Source organism: Acinetobacter variabilis (assembly GCF_000369625.1).
Taxonomy (GTDB): Bacteria; Pseudomonadota; Gammaproteobacteria; order Pseudomonadales; family Moraxellaceae; genus Acinetobacter; species Acinetobacter variabilis.
Genome location: NZ_KB850113.1, coordinates 921,251 through 940,730, shown reverse-complemented (window position 1 = coordinate 940,730; position 19,480 = coordinate 921,251). Strand labels below are relative to the sequence as shown.

Annotated in this window: 14 protein-coding genes and 1 pseudogene; 6 read left to right on the top strand and 9 right to left on the bottom strand. The window is 40.6% G+C overall.

The genetic code is table 11. The features are described from left to right. The first annotated feature begins 269 nt into the window (after positions 1-269). The 4 genes from F897_RS10265 (at position 270) to F897_RS10250 (ending at position 4,250) form a co-directional block, all read left to right on the top strand. Positions 270-2,345, top strand: coding sequence for an FUSC family protein (locus tag F897_RS10265; protein WP_005235639.1), 2,076 nt, complete (start codon positions 270-272; stop codon positions 2,343-2,345). Between the two features lie 3 nt (positions 2,346-2,348). Continuing rightward, positions 2,349-2,549, top strand: a complete 201-nt coding sequence (locus F897_RS10260) for a DUF1656 domain-containing protein (protein ID WP_005235637.1) — start codon at positions 2,349-2,351, stop codon at positions 2,547-2,549. Between the two features lie 34 nt (positions 2,550-2,583). Next, entirely contained in the window at positions 2,584-3,591 is a 1,008-nt protein-coding gene (locus F897_RS10255; RefSeq protein WP_004785789.1) for an HlyD family secretion protein, read from the top strand. A gap of 215 nt (positions 3,592-3,806) precedes the next feature. Further along, positions 3,807-4,250: a BLUF domain-containing protein gene (locus tag F897_RS10250; protein ID WP_005235635.1), complete on the top strand. Its 444-nt coding sequence runs from the start codon at positions 3,807-3,809 to the stop codon at positions 4,248-4,250. A gap of 202 nt (positions 4,251-4,452) precedes the next feature. Here F897_RS10250 and F897_RS10245 read toward each other — a convergent pair whose 3' ends face one another. Continuing rightward, positions 4,453-4,743, bottom strand: coding sequence for a hypothetical protein (locus F897_RS10245; protein WP_004785797.1), 291 nt, complete (start codon positions 4,741-4,743; stop codon positions 4,453-4,455). Positions 4,744-4,926: 183 nt separating this feature from the next. Between F897_RS10245 and F897_RS17950 the strand changes: the two are divergent. Further along, positions 4,927-5,306 (top strand): annotated as a pseudogene (locus F897_RS17950) (tautomerase family protein). 278 nt (positions 5,307-5,584) lie between these two features. On the opposite strand, the gene F897_RS10240 reads toward F897_RS17950, so the two are convergent. The 3 genes from F897_RS10240 to F897_RS10230 all read right to left on the bottom strand — a co-directional run bounded on the left by F897_RS10240 (position 5,585) and on the right by F897_RS10230 (position 11,796). Continuing rightward, positions 5,585-7,732, bottom strand: coding sequence for a TonB-dependent receptor family protein (locus F897_RS10240; RefSeq protein ID WP_005235633.1), 2,148 nt, complete (start codon positions 7,730-7,732; stop codon positions 5,585-5,587). Positions 7,733-7,964: 232 nt separating this feature from the next. Beyond that, positions 7,965-10,367, bottom strand: a complete 2,403-nt coding sequence (locus tag F897_RS10235; protein ID WP_005235630.1) for a glucose/quinate/shikimate family membrane-bound PQQ-dependent dehydrogenase — start codon at positions 10,365-10,367, stop codon at positions 7,965-7,967. Between the two features lie 166 nt (positions 10,368-10,533). Continuing rightward, a complete protein-coding gene (locus tag F897_RS10230) occupies positions 10,534-11,796 on the bottom strand; it encodes a carbohydrate porin (protein WP_005235628.1) in 1,263 nt (420 codons plus the stop codon). Positions 11,797-12,699: 903 nt separating this feature from the next. Here F897_RS10230 and F897_RS10225 point away from each other — a divergent pair. Continuing rightward, the gene (locus F897_RS10225; protein ID WP_005235625.1) at positions 12,700-13,203 is read left to right on the top strand and encodes a hypothetical protein; all 504 of its coding nucleotides are present in this window, start codon (positions 12,700-12,702) and stop codon (positions 13,201-13,203) included. Between the two features lie 35 nt (positions 13,204-13,238). On the opposite strand, the gene F897_RS10220 is transcribed toward F897_RS10225, so the two are convergent. From F897_RS10220 to F897_RS10200, 5 genes are all read right to left on the bottom strand, one after another. Then, positions 13,239-14,606 carry an amidohydrolase family protein gene (locus F897_RS10220; RefSeq protein WP_005235624.1) on the bottom strand — a complete coding sequence of 456 codons (1,368 nt, stop codon included), beginning with the start codon at positions 14,604-14,606 and terminating at the stop codon, positions 13,239-13,241. A 25-nt stretch (positions 14,607-14,631) separates the two neighbouring features. Then, positions 14,632-15,552 carry an ABC transporter permease gene (locus F897_RS10215; protein ID WP_005235622.1) on the bottom strand — a complete coding sequence of 307 codons (921 nt, stop codon included), beginning with the start codon at positions 15,550-15,552 and terminating at the stop codon, positions 14,632-14,634. Between the two features lie 24 nt (positions 15,553-15,576). Further along, positions 15,577-16,671, bottom strand: coding sequence for an ABC transporter permease (locus F897_RS10210; RefSeq protein ID WP_005235616.1), 1,095 nt, complete (start codon positions 16,669-16,671; stop codon positions 15,577-15,579). Positions 16,672-16,686: 15 nt separating this feature from the next. Further along, the gene (locus F897_RS10205; protein WP_005235614.1) at positions 16,687-18,285 is read right to left on the bottom strand and encodes an ABC transporter ATP-binding protein; all 1,599 of its coding nucleotides are present in this window, start codon (positions 18,283-18,285) and stop codon (positions 16,687-16,689) included. A gap of 111 nt (positions 18,286-18,396) precedes the next feature. Continuing rightward, a complete protein-coding gene (locus F897_RS10200) occupies positions 18,397-19,419 on the bottom strand; it encodes a BMP family ABC transporter substrate-binding protein (RefSeq protein ID WP_005235612.1) in 1,023 nt (340 codons plus the stop codon). Between the last annotated feature and the right edge of the window lie 61 nt (positions 19,420-19,480).

Sequence of the window (19,480 nt, the reverse complement as noted above, 5' to 3'; positions counted from 1 at the left end):
AAAATCATACTTATTCTCATATAGAGATATTTTTATTGACAATAAAGCGTTTATTTGAAAAAATTAATCACATAAATATCCAATGATGAATAATTAAGCAAAGTGTTGTCTTTTGCTTTTTATATTTTCATCAAACAGTTTCAGTTTAATCAGCTGAATATTCTAATTTTATAGCCTTTCAACAAGTAAAAATTTTGTCACTGAGCTCTTTGGGCTTGGTGGGCAGGTTATTTACTTTAGAAAATGAAATAAGCTCTTAGAGAGAAACCATGCTGCTTATAAAATCTTTACTCGCATTTCGTCCAAATAAAATGGACTGGATTTTTGCGACTAAAACGTTTGTGGCTGGTATTTTGGCGCTCTACGTTGCATTGATTTTGGATCTTGCTTATCCGATTTGGGCTATTGGCACAGTTTTCGTTATTGCCAATCCTTATACGGGTATGACCGCTTCAAAAAGTATCTATCGTGTACTAGGTACTTTATTAGGCGCAATTGTGGCAGTTGCAGTTACTCCATGGCTAATCAATACACCGTGGTTGTTTACGCTGTTTTTATCCTGCTGGGTTGGCCTCTGCTTATATTTCTCTCTGCTTGATCGTACACCGCGCAGTTATATACTGATGCTGGCTGGATATACGACTGTCATTATCTGCTTCAATATAATTTACTTTATTGATACTGCTTCATTATTTGATATGGCAGTAGGACGCTTTCTGGAAATTACAATTGGCGTCGTTTGCAGTGCGATTGTGACAACGACGATATTTCCAATGCATATTGGCCCCGCAGTGAAAAGTCGTGTCAGTAAAACCTTAGTGGATACTCAGCAGATTTTTAATAAAATTCTATTAGAACCACGTCAAGACCAGAACTATACAAAAGCTTTAAGCCAATTAGCTGCAGATATTGCAGATATTCATGTCATGGCTGTGCATTTAAGCTATGAAAAGTCGGCTCTACAGGGAATGACCAAACCACTGCAGGAAATGCTGAATCAGATCACAATGCTGGTGAGTAATTTGGTGGCAATGTCAGAACGCATGCAACAGTTAGACTTCATTGATACAGGATATCGCCAGCCATTAGCAGATTTACATTCCAAAATTAATAAATATCTAACTGATGAACATACATTAAAAGAGTCTGAACTGAATCAGCTTCCCACTGATTTTGAAAAAGATTTCCTGAAAATTTTTGAACATTCAAAAGATGATCAAATTGTGATATTGAAAAGCTTGAAAATGGATATCCGCCATTTCATTCAGAATATCCATGCAATTAAGTTGATCTGGCAGCGAATCCAACAAGGGGATACTTCACTGCCTGAAATGATTGTTCCACTTACTACAAACTATCCAACTCTGCATCGTGATCATGGCGTAGCAGTGCGGGGCGGGGTTTCTGCATGCCTCACTGTTTTTATTGCTACTGCCTTTTGGATCTTAAGCGGCTGGAAAGCTGGATTTATGCTGGCTGAAATGGCTGCAATTAGTGCATGTATATTAACGGCGCTGGATAATCCGGTGCCTGCATTAAAGCTGTTTATTCGTAGTAGCTTATATGCTTCGTTCGTGATCTTCATATATGCCTATGGAATTTTTCCAAATATTATAGAGTTCTGGCAGTTAGCACTTGTACTTGCACCATTCTGCATATATTGCCTGATGCTTTTTTTGCATCCACCCTTGGTTGGAATTGGTTTGCCTTTGTTGATGGGTACGATCATGGGGCTGAATTTTCATAACCGTTATACCCTGGATCAAATTTCTTTCTTTGATGCAGCGATTGGTACAGTGATTGGGCCAATCATCGCTGTATTTATTATCCATATGATCCGTGCAATGTCTCCAGATATAACCGTACAGCGCATTTTGGCCATTCATAACCGAGCCATTCGTCAGGCACTGTATATTCCTTATGGGGTACGGTTCCGTATTCATTTACGTACGATGATTGACCGCATCGGGGTATTAAATACTAAAACAGTAGAATCTGAAGATCTAAAAAATAAAATCAATCAAGCACTCATTGAATCCAGCGCCGTCGTGGATCTGGCACGGTTACAAGAACTCATACTCAAGTTACCTGAACAGCAGCCTTTGACCCAGCAACTCGAAGATCTTCAAATACAGCTGGATGAATATTTTCGTGCCAAAGAAATTGGACAAAATTATGATGCTGCCTTCACACAGTTAATTAACAAAATACAGGCTTTGGAAGCAGATCTCATCATGCAGGAACATACAGATGTTGTAGAACGGCTGCATATTTCACTCAACAATATTCGTAGCAGCTTATGTCATATCAAGACACCGCCAAGATATGCAGGCGCAGGAGATTAATACATGGGAGAGCTGAATATCTATGGTGTGTATGTGCCGATTTTATTGATTCAAGCTGTGATTGCCTATGTACTGCTCAGAATCTTGATGAAGTGGCTAGACAGACTAGTCGCAAATGACTGGATCATCATGCCGAATATTTTCTATTTATGCACTTACGTACTTTTGCTGGGCGCCGTCCATTGGGCAGGCTTATTACTATGAGGTCTGATATTAAAATGATTGAGGAAAACCGTATATGACATCTGTCAATTTACGCAAATATTTGCGACCTGTACTTTTGACGGTAGTGGCTGTTCTCGCCATTTTAGTGATTCGACATATCTGGAATTATTATAATTCTGAGCCATGGACGAGGGACGGGCGTGTACGTGGTGATGTAATTCAGGTGTCATCAGATATTTCAGGCCTGGTCACAGAAGTCCTGGTGCAGGATAACCAGACCATCAAGAAAGGGCAGCCTTTATTTAAAATTGATGTTGAACGTCAAGAACTGGATGTTCAAGAAGCTCGTGCGGATCTTGCGAAAGCAAAAGCAGGTCTAGCGCAAGCTGAGGCTGAACTGGTGAATGCTAAAGCCAATGTCGTGAAATCCCAAGCAAATATTCATCTGGCAGACAAGAATGCAAGTCGTTATTCAAGCTTAATGGATGGTGCTATTTCAAAACAGGAACAGGATCAGATTTTTGCTGCACGGGATGAATCACATGCCGAGCATGAGCAGTCCTTAGCTGCAATCGAACAGGCCAAAGCGAATATCGAGCAGCAAAAAGCATTAATACAAGTCGCCGAGAATAACCTCAATCTCGCGCAACTTAATTTACATCGTTCAGAAGTTGTTGCCCCGGCAAATGGGACATTATCAAATTTTGAATTAAAAGAAGGGAACTATGTCAAAGTTGGCCAAGCAGTTGCCGCATTACTAGATCGCAAGCAGCTCTATGTAGTCGGTTATTTTGAAGAAACCAAACTGGATAAAATTTACGTGGGAGCACCAGCTACAATTCAGCTGATGGGTGATTCGCAAAAACTTAAGGGCCATGTGCAAGGTATTGCCTCGGGGATTGAAGATCGTGAGCGTACTGCTGGTTCAGGACTTTTAGCGAATGTGAATCCAACTTTTAGCTGGGTGCGTTTAGCCCAACGTGTTCCTGTTAAGATTATTCTGGATGAGTTACCAAAGAATGAACTTGCCTTCGTTGCAGGGCGAACAGCAACAGTACATATAGAAAAGCAAGAAAAATAAACTGACCTGTAATTCAATAACACAAGGTTCTTTACGAAAAGAGAACCTTGTCATGAATCCTGATTTAAAAGATCAAATAGCTATATAAAAACAGTAATAATAAGAAGTATGTAATTTGACCATTAAATTACCTTGTCATTACATTTTTATTGACCATTCGTTCAAATTTTTATATTTTCGTATGGATCTTTTTTAAGCAGGAGGAAATTTTTATTATGAATGATGTAAGGCTTTTATATGTAAGTAAGTTCAAAGATGAGAGATACTCTACTTCTGAACTTTATAATATTTTAACAGAAGCCTTAGAATTTAATGAGTTACACAAAATTTATGGCGCACTCTATTTTGGTAATAATTATTTTGTCCAGTGTCTGGAAGGTACTGAAGAAGATGTAAAAGACCTTTTCTACAATCGAATAGTCAAAGATCCACGCCATAAGAACTGTGAAATTCTCTCTTATGAAATAATCGACTCATATCTTTTCTCCAGTTGGCACATGAAGTATGCCAATGTCCATAATGATTTCATTGAGTTCTTTATCAAGAATCATCATGATGGATTTAATCCTTATCTCCTGGAACCAGACACTATTCCTGCTTTTATAGAATTACTCAGACAGCACGAAGATGATTTATACAAAGCTCAGGTGATGGCTTAGTCAGATTAAGATGTAACATGTGATATGTTATTTTAAAGAAATTGTTATATTACATGTTATATTTATAATTTTAAGTTTTTGAAATTTATAAAATAATTAAATTTTCAGTTTAAAAAATAGAGATGGTTAACCATCTCTATTTCTAATGGATGTAAAATTCCGAGACAACTTAAATAAATTTCAGCACTTCAAGTCTCAGTATTTAAAATATTTCCTGATTACATATTTCTATTCTTGAAATAAAATCGAGAGGCATAGTTAGTCTTTCAGCAGTTATTGTTTCAAAATGAACCCAAATAGCTGCGTCTCTATTTTCAAAACTAATACTTACAAGCTTAACCAAGTCATAAGGTTCAACATTGTGAGTTAAGATAATATTATAAAAGTGATCTGAGCGTACGTAAGAGATAAGCATTTGATGAATAGCTACTTGTTCATCGCTACTTAGCTCACTATATTTACTTAGTTCAGGTAAATCATGTTGTCTGTTCACTTTAGTCCTTATCAATCTTCAAGTTTTTTATAGAGGACCAGAATTTTAACAATTTAGACAGGGCAGCATTTAGTTGTTTTGTATAAATAATTGAACTTTTTATGAATGATGCTGAACAACAATGCCAGCCAGATTAAAGCCCACACTATAATTAAAACTGTAACTATAAGAGCGTAGAAAACAATGTCTCAAGTAAAAATTTATGCTTTAAATGAAACAATCGAAGTATATTAAATAAAGCTATCCATCAAGCTTTAATCAAAGAGCTAAGTTATCTCGAGGAAAATATTTTTCAACGATTTATACCTTTAGAGTCTGAAATTTTATTTATCCAAAGGATCGATCTAGATTTTATATCATTATCGAGGTTTCAATATTTGAAGGAAGAACGAAGAGACCAAAAGAGTATTTATTTAGGCTTTTATTAAAAATATAAGTCATTTATGTGGGATTAAATCTAATGATATTGAAATAACCATATTTGAAACTTTTAAAGAAAACTGGGGGGTATTCGAGGGAAAATTGCGGATGAGCTTCATCTAGGTTATGAGGCAAATATTTAAGTGATTTATATAAAGAAAACCTTAAGACTAATCTTAATATCTACGTTCAACATGAATGGATGAAAAAGAGATATTAACTAATTGGTGAGTGCTGCATACAGAAATAGGCTATATGCATAATATTTAATTTAACATAATATACATTATACGAAATGAATTATATATTAGCTTTAAATAGAAATGTCCGCCTTAGATTTGCACTTATTGCTTATCTTGGCGGACACTCATATGTGAATATTAATCTTGAATAAATTGAGAAAGCTTAAATCAGATTTAAATTAAAACTGTTTTGTCACGCTTAATCCAGCACTCCAGTTACGACCTTCTGCAGGTTCATAGAAACGACCATTGCTTTCATTGACAATGACTGAACCTGAATAATCCTTATCAAACAGATTATCTACGCGTGCAAACGTTTTTATAGATAAATCTTTGACATTCCAGTTATAGCCTACATTAGCCCCAGCCACTGTATAACTTGGTGCAACTTCAGAATTAATATCATTCACAAAAATTCGGTCTGAATAACGCACATCAAGACCTGCATTAAAGCCATTTTCAGGTTTCCAGCCTAGACTGACAAAAGCCTGATTTTTAGCAATTCCAGGAATATAATTACCTGACGAAACTGCAGCTACTGTACCAATTGCTGGAATATCGGCATCAAATGTTGCATCAATATAGCTATAGCTGGCTTGAGCTGTTAGATCACGCCAAAGATCTTTATTCCAAGATAGCTCTAATCCTTTTCTTAGAGTTTTATCTGCATTACGAAACGTTGAGCGCCCGCCATCACTTCCCGCAGAAACAATGTCATTTTTGGTTTGAGTCTGAAATGCTGCTAAGGTCATATCACCAAAGCGATTCGCAGATTTTAATCCTAGCTCATAAGTTTCACTTTCAGCCGCTTTTAAGCTTAGTACATCGTTGCTACCATCAGCCGGATAAGCCATTTCGGTAAATGTTGGTGTTTCAAAACCTTGTGCATAGCTTGCATAAGTCATTAAATCAGGAAGAATTTTCCAACTTAATGCAACTGAAGGCAGTAATTTCTCATAAGTCGTTTTACCTGAATTATCGCCATTGCTTAGGTATCGATCTTCAGATTTAAAATGCACATTGCTATAACGCAAACCAGCATCTAGCGTCCAATCTGGCGCAAAGTTATAAGATGCTTGAATATAAGGATCTGCATTCCAAAGCGTATTGTCTTCATTACGACGGAGTTCACCTTTAACGCCTAAAGTATTACCGACAAAGTTTTGATAGCCTTTACGGTCTTCGGTCATGCCATCAATCGCCACCCCAGCAATCAATTTTAAGTTATGTATAACCTCTTTACCCATCCAACGGATATCTGCACCATAAAAGTTACGATCAAAATCAATGACACCACCCGCATGCTTTTTACCCAGCTGGATTGTATTAGGGATACAAACATCTGTGTCCTTAACATAAGCACATTTAGGCGTTGATTGATATTGGGTTACAGAACGCTGACCAGCATAGACCATTGCATAAATTTCATTTAATTCATTGATGGGTTTATTCCATGTTAAGCCAGTTTGCACTTGCTCAATTTCTTTACGTGCATTATATAGCAACACATTCGCTGCGACCTGTTTAGGATTTTCTCGCCATTGATCTCGAGTTAAACCACCTGGATCATCTGCTGCAATTTTGACATAGTTATTGATCCAATTAATTTTAGAGCCATCGTCCAGATCCCACGTCAGCTTGGCATTGTTCAGTACTTTATGTGCACCACTATGATCACGAAAACCATCCGTATCAAAATAAGATGAACTGATGATATAGCTTGGTTCAGAAGCATTTTCTGAACCACCTTGTAGCACCAGGTTCGTTTGGCCTTTATTCTGACTGCCACCCGAATATCCCAAAGTGACTGAATCAGGTCCCTGTCCTTCACGGCTTTGTGTCAGGATGGTTCCGCCAGAAGAATTACCATATAGCGAAGAAAATGGCCCACTCAGCACTTCAATATGATCCAAACTATTCAGGTCAATATTCGAGGTTTGCCCCTGCCCATCCGGCATAGTCGCAGGAATACCGTCTACATATAAACGTACTCCTCGCACACCGAAAGTCGAACGCGCACCGAAGCCCCGCATTGAGATCTGTAAATCCTGAGCATAATTTTCGCGGTTATTCAGCTGCAAACCTGGTACACCTTTTAAGGTTTCAGACAGATTTACATTCAGGCTATTCTGTTGTTCCTGATTCAGATAATAGGTAGATGCCGGTGTTTCCAGAATGGCACGATCTGTACGGGTTGCTTCAACCACAATGGGAGCCAGTCGCTGTACCTCTGTAACCGGTTCTTCCGCATAAATTCCTTGACTGATACAAGCAATCAGACAGGATAAAGTCGATTTCATCGGCAACCGCGTGGTATGAAGGTGCATAGCTAATATTCCTGATATATGGCATTCACTCATGCCATGGGAGTTCAAACGTTTTAAAAGTGTCTTATTAATTTTAAAGACTCAGCATCTGCATAAGATCAAACTGAATACTTGCAGGAAAGCTGAGCTAAAGGTTCATGATTTTCTAATCAAGCTTTATTGTCATAACAGCCTGTATTTTGCATAAAAAAGCCTGACGAATCAGGCTTTTTTACTTAACTATAAAACTTCATTATTTATTGTCAGGTAGTGCATAGGCAACCAAAGAGTCACCCATTTTGGTACCGAAGGAACCGTGACCACCCGCCATAATCACAACATACTGCTTACCATTGGCTTCATAAGTCATTGGCGTCGCTTGACCACCTGCAGGTAGACGACCTTTCCACAGCTCATCACCATTAGTCACGTTGATCGCACGGATGTAATTGTCTTGAGTTGCACCGACAAACATCACATTACCTGCAGTCGAGATTGGACCACCTAACATTGGTACACCCATTTTAAATGGAGGTAATGGAATGCCCGGCATACTGTCACGAATCGTACCGATACGACGTTTCCAAGCGATTTCATGATTGGTCAGATCAACACCAGCCACATAACCCCATGCAGGTTGCTTACATGGTAAGCCGAATGGAGAGAGGAAGGCACTGATTTCAACACCATAAGGCACGCCATACATTGGCTGTACCCCCGCTTCAGTACCTGCACCTTTGGCAGTCTGCTTACGGTTCGGATCTTGCGGAATCAGACGAGATACAAATGGCAAACCAATTGGATTGGTTAATGCGATTTGACGGTCTGGGTTGACTGACATACCGCCCCATTCGAATACACCGAGGTTACCCGGGAACACTAACGTACCATTTTCAGAGGGTGGCGTATAAATACCGTCATAGTTTAATTTCTTGAACGATACACGACACATCAACTGGTCAAACATAGTGGCACCCCACATGTCTTTATCAGTCAATTTATCTTTAGGTGCCAGGTTAAAGTCAGAGAATGGTTGAGTTTTTGAATACCATTCGCCTTTGGTTTGTGGACCGCGTTTTACTGACTGAGGTACTGGTTTTTCAGTAATCGGAACGATCGCTTCACCTGTACGACGGTCTAATACAAAGGCATTACCGGTTTTGGTCAGCACATAGATCGCTGGAACCATTTTCCCGTTTTTGTCTTTGATATCAGTCAATGTCGGTTGAGCGGGTACATCCATATCCCACAAGTCGTGGTGAGTAGTCTGGAAGTTCCAGATCAATTTACCGGTAGATGCATTAATCGCCAGCATAGAGTTCGCATAACGCTCGTCTAGCTCAGTACGGTGACCACCGTAGATATCCGGTGTACCTACACCTGTTGGTACATAGACGATATCCAGCTGTGCATCATAAGCCAATGGCGCCCATGCGTTTGGAGAGTTATTTACGAATTTTTGACCAGGAGCTGGAATCGCGTTTGGATCTTCTGCGCCAGTATCAAATACCCAGAGCAATTCACCAGTATTTACATCATAACCACGAATGACACCTGAAGGTTCTTCAGTTGAATAGTTATCTGTGGTTGAACCGGCGATGATAATAGTTGTACCTGTCACCACAGGAGGTGAAGTCGGGTTATAACCGCCTGGATATGGGAATGGCATGTCTTTTTGCAGATCGACTTCGCCGTTATTACCAAAGTCGGAACATACCTTACCAGTAGTTGCATTGACCGCCACCAAACGTCCGTCATTCACTGGTAAGATTACTTTCTGAGGACATTCGGCAGACGTAGTTGAACGCGCAGCCAGGCTGCTTTCAAAACCTGCAGTATTGTTCGCATCATAATAAGATACGCCACGGCAAGTTAAATGCTGGAAGGTATTGTCCGCTTTCAGCTTAGGATCAAAACGCCATTTTTCCTTACCCGTCGCAGGATCAAGTGCAATCAGGTACTGGTGAGTGGTACACATAAACAGGTTATTACCCACTTTAATCGGGGTTACCTGATTCGTAGTTTCACCAGAATCTTTATCCGTTTTTACATCACCGGTATGAAATTCCCAAGCTAACTCCAGATCTTTTACGTTATCAGCAGTAATCTGTTTTAATGGAGAATAACGTAAACCTGACTGAGTACGACCATAAGCAGGCCAATCTTCATCGGCAATACCCGGAATGGCTTGATGGACTGCAGGTTGCTGTGATTTTAATTCGCCACGGATTTCTTGCGGGTCATTAAATACAGAGTAAATCATGACAGCAATCGTAATTGCCAAGGAGCCAGTCAGCGCCATTTTTGCCGCTTTGCTGTCGCCAAAACCGCGAGTCACTGCAGGAATCAGCAGAGCCAGACCGAATAGGCCTAAAATATCTAGACGTGGTGCCAGTGCAAAGAAGTCTGAACCCACTTCCCAAAGCCCCCATACCACTGTACCAAGGACCAATACTGCATAAACAATAAGAGCTGTGCTTTTACGTTTTTGTAATAACACTGCTGTCGCCAGGAAGAACAGACCGGCAATGATGTAGTACCAAGACCCACCAAGTGTTGCCAGATATATTCCTCCAAATAGCAGAACCAAACCGAAAATGGCAGCAATAGCTGCCAGAATCGTTTTCAGTACTGAACCTGAAGACGAAGTATTCATATTGAACACCTTTTTTTTGATTTCTTGAACGTCTAAGCACTTAAGCGGCATAGACACCATATTGTTAAGTTCTTAGTTATAAATACATGAATACTTGGAGTATCAGTTCATCAATGCCCCAAAGTAAAGGAAGAATCAATTGTGTATTTGCAACTAAAAACTCCGTTTAGAACGACGTATTAAACTTGATTCCGCCTACCCAGACATTTTCACCGCCTTTATATGCGCCGACATGATGGACATATTGCAGGTTTGGACGGATGGTTAGCCAGTTAGTTGCATGAATGCCGTAATAGATTTCTGCATCGACTTCTTCACTACGGTTACCCAATACATCATTGTTCATATTGATCCGGGCAACACCTAAAGCGATTTCATCCTGTGGACGGGCATCCATCGCACCTTTGTAGACAAGACCGATATTTTGCATATCACTAACTTGGTTGGTTTTAGAGTCATGAACAGTGACGTTCACGAAACCGCTTAAACCACGTGATGTATCCCCTTGATGTGAAGTCAGCTGTTGCTTAGCTACAATCCACCCCCCGTGATGATGACCATTTTGGGTTTGTTCATCTTGTGGAGTCACGCCATCAAATATTTTGGCATCAGCGGTGCTGTAGTAATAACCGGCACGATATTCACCTGGCAGTTTTTGCTCACCCAGTTTCGGTGTCCAGACCACTTCTGCAGGAATAATCGCGCCTTTAGATCCGTCTGTGCTCAGGCTAAAGCCTTTGCCACGATTGTCAGCATTTTCAGGGTTGTATTCATAAACCCCTACCTGAGTATAAACTTCCGGGGTAACGTTATATTTAACCCGCGCAGCCCATTGAGAAACTGGCCAGTTATACCATTGATCCCCTACCCAGTTACCCACTTGTGAACCGCACAATGCCAGATTCTGGAAGTCACAATCAAAACTGTTAAAGTCTTCACCTTCACCAAAACGCCCGACTTTTACATCCAGTTTTTGATCCAAGAATTGTTTCTTGATCCAGAAATCTGTTAGACGCCAAGTTTGACCGCGACCCCATACTTCCTGAACTGAACTTAAATGTCCTGTAAGCGCATCAGAAGTATTCGAAAGGTTGCGACCATCGCGATGAGTTACTGTAATTTGTGCTTCAGTGTCTTGCCAGCCAGCAATTTTTTCCAGATCCAGATGAATACCCAGGTTTAACTGACCTGTATATTCTGTGCCATGGCTATTTGAGCGTTTCGCGTCAAGCAAAGTTGCCATTTCACCTGTATATCCAAAGCTAAAATCATAGCCCTGCTCTTGAAGCTGGATACGTTGACCATTCCAGTCACCCAACATCCACGGACTTTCTGCACTAAATGTATCAGCGGCCTGAGTAGTTGTATTTGCCAATAGCAATCCAACTAAGGATGTATAGACAGCCTTAGATAAGGGAGAAATAAACATTAAATGCTTTACCTTAATCACGTTTTTACTAAATATAGTACACTCATTTAATTTTTTAGTTTCAAATAATGAAGGAAAAGTATTAATAATGTTATGAAGTTTAGCTAATCTAATCCTTTTGTTAATTTTAATTTAATAAAATTTTAAATTTTAAATTCAATAATTTAAGAGGAATTAAATATAATATTAATAAAAATAATGCTACCTATAAATATTTTTTCTACATTAGTTCTTTTGTACAAAAATTTACCAATTCAAATTGCGTAATAAAAAACATTTGGTCTTTTTGTGCGTTTTTTATACTGAAACTTGATGGTCATCGCCTTTCTATTCTTGAATTTGTTACCGAGGAAAATTGAAAAAATCTGGTTCTATAAAGGTATCTAAAACCATTAAATAAGATAAAAAGTGATATCTGTTAGATAAAGTTTAAATATATGTAAAAATTAAAATTATTGACTCTTTATAGTTGATTATAGATGTATATTTTCTTAATCCTTTCTATCAATATTCTCGTTAACCACTTTATATTGGCTTCATCTTTTGATCAGCTAATTGTAAGTAAAATGAGTCATTATAAATAACTCCATTGAATCGCTACAAAATATGTAATGATTCGAGCTTAAAACTAAATAAAACATGATTTAATATAGAATATAAAATTTAAAAACAATAATTTGCATCGATAAAAGTATATATTTTATTTTTCAAATCTTACCAATTCTCCCTCCTCTTTTCCTACTTGCAATTAAAGCTATTCAGTCACATGATTAAGTGATCAAGTCTGCATATCAAGTGAGTAAAATCATGACGCCTGAACAATGCTTCCAAGCCATTTTGGCCCAATCCAAGCAGCATAATGAAGAAAAATCCTAGCGCTCAAAGCTGGAAAATAACCTGATCGTGCTCAGTCATGAACTGAAGGAAATCGCAGAACGCATTGAGGAACAATTCACTGATCTCATCTTCGCTGAAATGGATCATTTTCTAGAATCTCAAGGCTGGAATTCAAAATTTATTAATACCAGAAATAAAAGATATACCCTGAATAAAAAAAATATTTATCTCAGTGCGCTTAAACCAGCGATTGGAAAATTTTTATTTGTGATTAAGCATGACCTGTTTGAAAGTACTGAACATCAGGTGGAAGCCTGCTTTAAAGATAGTACGACCTTGAGTCATTTTAAAACTGCCATGCAAGGTGGAAATCTTAAAAATGATATTCCGATCAAGGCGCTTGAAGAATGGTTAAAAGGCTTACAGTTAACATTGCAGAAATTAAAAGCTGAAAGTAACAACCTTCTGGCTGATGGTCTGACCTATGAAGTGATCAAGGTCGGCCAGATTCATCATAAAAGACTGCCTAACTTTATCGAAGCCTTTTTATCCATTCTGGAGCATAGATAAGCCTGTTTAAAGTTAGGGGCAATTTTGAGTTCTATTTATAGGCGCTGTAACTCATTGACCGTACTTCCCTGTTCTGCGAGCCATTTCGCGCGGCGCTGGAACAAGGCTGGAGCAGCCTGATTGACCTGATCAATTAAGATTTGTAGATCAGCACGCACCAGTTTTCGGTTTTCTACTACTACCTGACCGTTCACCATGGTCATGTGCACATCCTGTCCTTGTACTGCATGTACCAGATTGGTATGTAAATTAAATAACGGGCCTTGATCAATCAAGGGTGTCATTCTTGGGGTCGCAATATCTACTGCAATCATATCGGCAAGTTTTCCAGCTTCTAGCGAACCAATCTGATCCTGCATACCTAAGGCTTTGGCACCTGTCCGAGTTGCCATCTGACAGACTGACCATGAGTCGAGTGCTGCGGCATCTAAACCAGAAAACTTCGCCAATAATGAAGCAGTTTTCATTTCTTCAAACATATCCAGATTATTATTTTCTTTCTCGCCGTCTGTACCCAGTCCTACTGCTATGCCGTGTTTAAGCATTTCCGTAATGGGTGCAGCCCCCGAGGCGAGTTTCATATTCGAGATCGGATTATGTGCGACACCAATATTATAGTGTTTTAAGATTTCGATCTCTGTTGAATCAGCCCAGACACAATGCGCTAACAGACATTGAGGCACATCCAGCATACCCATTTGCTCCAGCGTCTGGATCGGGCGCACGCCATAACGTCGAAGGTTTTCTTCGACATCAAACTTGCTTTCATTGCTATGCGTGTGAAAACCAGTCTGATATTCATGACATATTTTCTGGATACGTGCCAATGCATTTTCTTCAGCATAAAACAGATGTTCCAAGCCAACCCAGACCTGAATTCGCCCATTTTCGGCTTGATGCCATTTTTGAATTAAAGCTTCATTGCTATTGAGGGTTTCAAAATAGTTGTGATCTAGATGTTCAGCCACATATGGCACCAGCACTGCACGTATACCGAGTTGCTGTGCAGCCTCGGCACTACCTTCCATATAACGCCACATATCCACAATGGTAGTTGTGCCGGATAGCAGCGCTTCTGCATAACAGAGATAAGAGGCGATTTTGGCATCTTCCGGAGTCACTACCCGATGCATCGGGTCAATAAACTGCTGCAGCCAGTCCCAGACTGGTAAACCTTCGGCAGTACCGCGGAGCAGGCCTGAGTGGCAGTGGGTATTAATCAAACCCGGCATCAATAAACTTTTGGGATACTGGATAACTGCAGCTTCAGGATATTGCTGAGTTACTTCCTGTAATGTTCCTACCTGTTTAATGAGAACACCATCAATCAGGATGGCACCACCTTTAATACAGTCCAGGTTTGAGTTCATGGTCAGGACATAATCTGCGCTTATAATTTTCATAAAGTAATTCCTGAAATTCGTCCGATTAAGGGCTAAAGGTTTTGCCAAGTGACGCTGGTAAATTGAGTTTCAATAACTTCTTGTCATGTGAAATGAGGACTAAGACAATAATGGTTGCGATGTATGGCAATGCCGATAACAGTTCATTCGGTACTTCTAGACCCAGCGCTTGAGCATGAAACTGCAAAATCGTTACACCACCAAATAGATATGCACCCAACATCAAACGTGTTGGTTTCCATGCAGCAAAAACGACTAAAGCAATTGTAATCCAGCCGCGCCCTGCAACCATATTTTCAACCCACATGGGCGTATAAACCGTAGATAAAAATGCACCGCCAATACCTGCCATTGCACCGCCAAACATGACTGCACCATAGCGAATCGCCAGCACGTTATAGCCCATGGCATGTGCGCTTTCTGGAGATTCCCCTACTGCTTTCAGTAACAGGCCTAAACGAGTTTTACTCAGTACCCACCACACCAACACAAAAGCAAGAATGGACAGATACACTACATAGTTTTGCTGGAACAGGACTGGTCCTATGAATGGAATATCTACGAGTCCCGGAATTTTTAGATTTTCCAGACCCGGTAAGGCGGTACTGACATAATTCTGTCCAAGAAAGGCTGAAATCCCGATCCCAAAAATAGTGAGTGCCAGACCACAGGCGGATTGGTTAGTACTTAAGGACAAAGTAAAAAATGCAAAAATTAGTGCCATCAATGTGCCTGCCAATCCGCCCATAAATAAGGCACTGGCGACACTGGCTTCATACTGGCTAGCGAAAGCAAATCCAGCAATGGCACCGACCAGCATCATGCCTTCTACCCCAAGATTGATGACACCGGTACGCTCTGCTACCAGCTCACCCAGCCCGGCAAAGATCAATGGCGTTGCCGCAGCGACAGTTCCGGCAACAATTGCGGTTAATTCAATACTCATGTTGTTATCCTTCTTCTGTCTGGATCAGGCTACTTGCGCAGTGGTCATGGTTTTTTTGATTTTCTTTTTGGCAAAACGGTAGCGGTTTTCAATCAGGGCATCTGAAGCCAGCAGGAAAAATAAAAGCAGGCCCTGGAAAATTCCGGTAATCGCGACTGGGAGTTGCAACTGCATTTGTGCCAGTTCACCACCTAAATAGATTAGCGCCATTAGGAAACCTGAAAGTACGATTCCAATTGGATTTAGTCGGCCGAGATAAGCCACAATAATGGCTGCATAACCGTATCCCGGTGAAATATTTGGATTGAGCTGACCAATTGGACCTGCTACTTCACAGATTCCGGCAATCCCCGCTATCAGACCTGAAATTCCCAAACTTAACCAGATGGCTTTTTTAGCTGAAAATCCTGCATATTGGGCTGCCAAAGGTGCCTGACCACTGACTTCCAGCTTATAAGCCATCAAACTTTTACGAATAAAAATCCAGAACAATACGACTGCGATGATCGTGATAAAAATTGAAGCGTTAATCCGTGTACCTTCCATAATCAACGGCAAGGTCGCGCTTTCCGAGAACATTACGGATTGTGGAAAGTTCATGCCATCTGGATCACGCCATGGACCATTGACCAGATACATCAGCAGGAAAAATGCCACATAGTTCATCATTAAGGTGGTCAAGGTTTCTTGCGCATTAAAATGGGTTTTTAGCAGCGCTGGAATCAGGCCCCAAATTGCACCACCAATCGCACCCATAATCACCATTAAAGGTAAAATCCACCAGCCGATCTGCTCATGAAACAGGATGGCAATACCACCGCCAAAGATGGCCCCCATAGCCAACTGCCCCTCGGCACCAATATTAAACAGACGGGCACGAAACCCAACAGCCAGACCCAAGGCAATTAAAATCAGCGGACTGGCTTTAATTATCAGTTCACTCAGATTATAGACTGAAGTCAATGGCTCAATAAAAAAGATATATAAAGCCTGAGCAGGATTCACCCCAAGCATTAAAAACAATAGGCTACCTACTGCCAGCATGGCGAGTAATGCAAGCACGGGTGAAAGCCATTTCATTAATTGAGAAGGATGTTCTCTAGGTTCTAATAAATGCATATTTACACCTCTTCTCTACGCATGTACTTCATGGACAGGCTCGGACTCAGCTATTGCTGGATCTGCCTGAATACCTGACATGAGCAGGCCTATCTGTTCTGCATTGGTATTTTTAGCTGGAACAGGTGCAGACAGCTTTCCACCAGCCAGAACACAAATCTGGTCGCTAATTTCAAACAGCTCTTCCAGCTCTTCTGAAATCACTAAAATCGCAACACCTTGACGGGAAAGATCAATCAGGGTTTGACGGATAAACATCGATGCACCGACATCAACACCCCAGGTTGGCTGGGAAATAATTAATACTTTGGGCTGTTGCAGGATTTCACGCCCCACAATAAATTTTTGCAGATTCCCGCCCGAAAGGCTGCGCGCTTCCGCTTGTGGTCCTGCAGCTTTTACCCCAAATTTTTCGATACATTGCTGGGCAAAAGTGACAGTTTTCTCAAACTGGATAAAGCCCCATTTGTTTAAACCCTGACGAAAGGCAGTTAACAGGGTGTTTTGTGCCAGCGTCATATTCGGCACAGCACCGCGACCTAAACGCTCTTCCGGGACAAAACCCAAGCCTAGATCACGTCGCTGACCTGCACTGAGTTCAGAAATGTCATGATCTAATAGAAAGACCTGACCTTTTTTCGCCGTTTGCTCACCGGAAAGCAGAGCCAGTAATTCAGATTGACCATTACCCGAAATACCAGCAATGCCCAGAATTTCACCGGAATTTAGGTTGAGTTGAATATTGGATAAGGACACACCAAACGGATCATCAGTTTCGTAATTCAGGTTTTTTACCTGAAACAGCGTGCGATGTTCGCCTGTATATTCAACATGCGCATACGTCGGCAATTCCCGGCCAATCATTAATTTGGCCAGTTCACTGGTACTATTTTCAGAAGGCAATACATAGCCGGTGACTTTGCCATTACGCAGAATCGTCGCTTCATCACAGAGTTCTTTGATTTCATGTAATTTATGGCTGATATAAAGAATTGAAACACCTTGCGAAGCCACCAGTCGCAAAGTTTTAAATAACTGACGTACCGCTTGTGGGGTTAATACGGAGGTCGGTTCATCTAAAATGAGTAAGGAAGGATTTTGGAGTAGACAGCGGATAATTTCGACCCGTTGTCGCTCACCAACCGATAAAGAAAAAACTTCACGCCGTGGATCTACCGGTAAGCCATATTGTTCTGATACTTCGGTGATTTTAGCCCCTAAGCTTTTCAGGTCTATTTTCTCATCCAGACCTAATAAAATATTTTCAGCCACAGTCATAGTTTCAAACAGCGAGAAATGCTGGTACACCATACCGATGCCCAGTTTTCTGGCCATCGACGGACTTTCTATCTGTACTTCTTTGCCATTCCAGACGATATGACCGCTATCTGATTTCGTGGCGCCGTAGATGATTTTCATCAAGGTACTTTTACCAGCACCGTTTTCACCCAAAATGGCATGAATTTGCCCAGGTTGGACTTTTAAATTAATACTGTCATTTGCTTTCAATGAGTTATAGCTTTTGCTGATATTGATCAGCTCCAGTCGTGGAATTTGCTGCTCATTGAGCGATGACATTTCGATGTCATTTGACATGTGAGGCAGATCGCTCATAACTCAGTCTCCACTCATTTTGGCCCAGTCCATAAAGTGATTCATGGACTGGGGGATGATTTTTCAGGATTTACTTTCTTTTATTTTTAAGTCATACAAATAGTGAAAGAATTATTTAGGCAATGAACCTTCAACTCCTTTCACATAGAAGTTCATTTTTCCAAGCGCTTCATCTGTCATTTTTCCGCCCTTGGCAATCACCAAAGTTCCATCCTGTTTATAGATTGGACCCTGGAATGGATGTAATGTACCTTTATGAATTGCACTTTGTGCACTTAAAGCGGACTGTTTCACCTTGACAGGAACAGCAGGCCCGAAGTTTTCAATTTTCACTGCATCCTGTTTTACGCCATACCAGAGAGCAGCAGGTTTCCAAGTTTTATTAGCCACTTGCTGCATTGCTGGTGTATAAATTTTTTCCCAGTGCAGTACTGAAGCAGCCAAATGCGCTTTAGGACCAAATTTGCTCATGTCTGAATCCCAACCAAAGGCATAAACGCCTTTTTGCTGGGCAGCTTGCACAACTGCTGGCGAATCTGTGTTTTGCATCAGCACATCAGCTTTTTGAGAAATCAGTGCCAAAGCCGCATCACGTTCTTTACCCGGGTTAAACCATGAGTTCACCCAGATGACTTTGGTTTTGACTTTAGGATTGACGCTTTGTGCACCCAAGGTATAGGCATTAATATTACGAACCACTTCCGGGATCGGGAATGAGGCTACGACACCCAAGGTATTAGTTTTGGTGGTTTGCCCTGCCACTACACCCAGCATGTAAGCACCTTCATAGGTACGTACATCATAGATGCCTAGGTTTTTCCCCTGCTTATAACCGGTCGCGTGCATGAATACGGTATTGGGGAACTGCTTCGCGACTTTTTCCATCTGGTTCATATAACCAAAAGAGGTCGCAAAAATCACTTTATTGCCCTGCTGTGCCAGATTACGAATCACACGTTCAGCATCGGCCGTTTCAGGTACATTTTCGATGTAAGTCGTTTTAAATTTTCCGCCCAAAGCTTTTTCAGCTTTAATACGCCCCTGATCATGAGAATACGTCCAGCCATGGTCACTGGTTGGTCCAATATAGACAAATGCAGGGCAGAGTAAAACTTGAAGTGCGACATAAACCACCTAATTAATTTAAAGGGTTTATGGAGTATATAAAATTGTCATACCATCATCTTAACTTTGA

Bases quoted from the DNA above. Each gene is read 5' to 3' on its own strand.
- F897_RS10205 (WP_005235614.1), bottom strand. From the start codon at position 18,285: ATGAGCGATCTGCCTCACATGTCAAATGACATCGAAATGTCATCGCTC.
- F897_RS10235 (WP_005235630.1), bottom strand. From the start codon at position 10,367: ATGAATACTTCGTCTTCAGGTTCAGTACTGAAAACGATTCTGGCAGCT.
- F897_RS10265 (WP_005235639.1), top strand. From the start codon at position 270: ATGCTGCTTATAAAATCTTTACTCGCATTTCGTCCAAATAAAATGGAC.
- F897_RS10210 (WP_005235616.1), bottom strand. From the start codon at position 16,671: ATGCATTTATTAGAACCTAGAGAACATCCTTCTCAATTAATGAAATGG.
- F897_RS10230 (WP_005235628.1), bottom strand. From the start codon at position 11,796: ATGTTTATTTCTCCCTTATCTAAGGCTGTCTATACATCCTTAGTTGGA.
- F897_RS10250 (WP_005235635.1), top strand. From the start codon at position 3,807: ATGAATGATGTAAGGCTTTTATATGTAAGTAAGTTCAAAGATGAGAGA.
- F897_RS10240 (WP_005235633.1), bottom strand. From the start codon at position 7,732: ATGCACCTTCATACCACGCGGTTGCCGATGAAATCGACTTTATCCTGT.
- F897_RS10255 (WP_004785789.1), top strand. From the start codon at position 2,584: ATGACATCTGTCAATTTACGCAAATATTTGCGACCTGTACTTTTGACG.
- F897_RS10220 (WP_005235624.1), bottom strand. From the start codon at position 14,606: ATGAAAATTATAAGCGCAGATTATGTCCTGACCATGAACTCAAACCTG.
- F897_RS10260 (WP_005235637.1), top strand. From the start codon at position 2,349: ATGGGAGAGCTGAATATCTATGGTGTGTATGTGCCGATTTTATTGATT.
- F897_RS10215 (WP_005235622.1), bottom strand. From the start codon at position 15,552: ATGAGTATTGAATTAACCGCAATTGTTGCCGGAACTGTCGCTGCGGCA.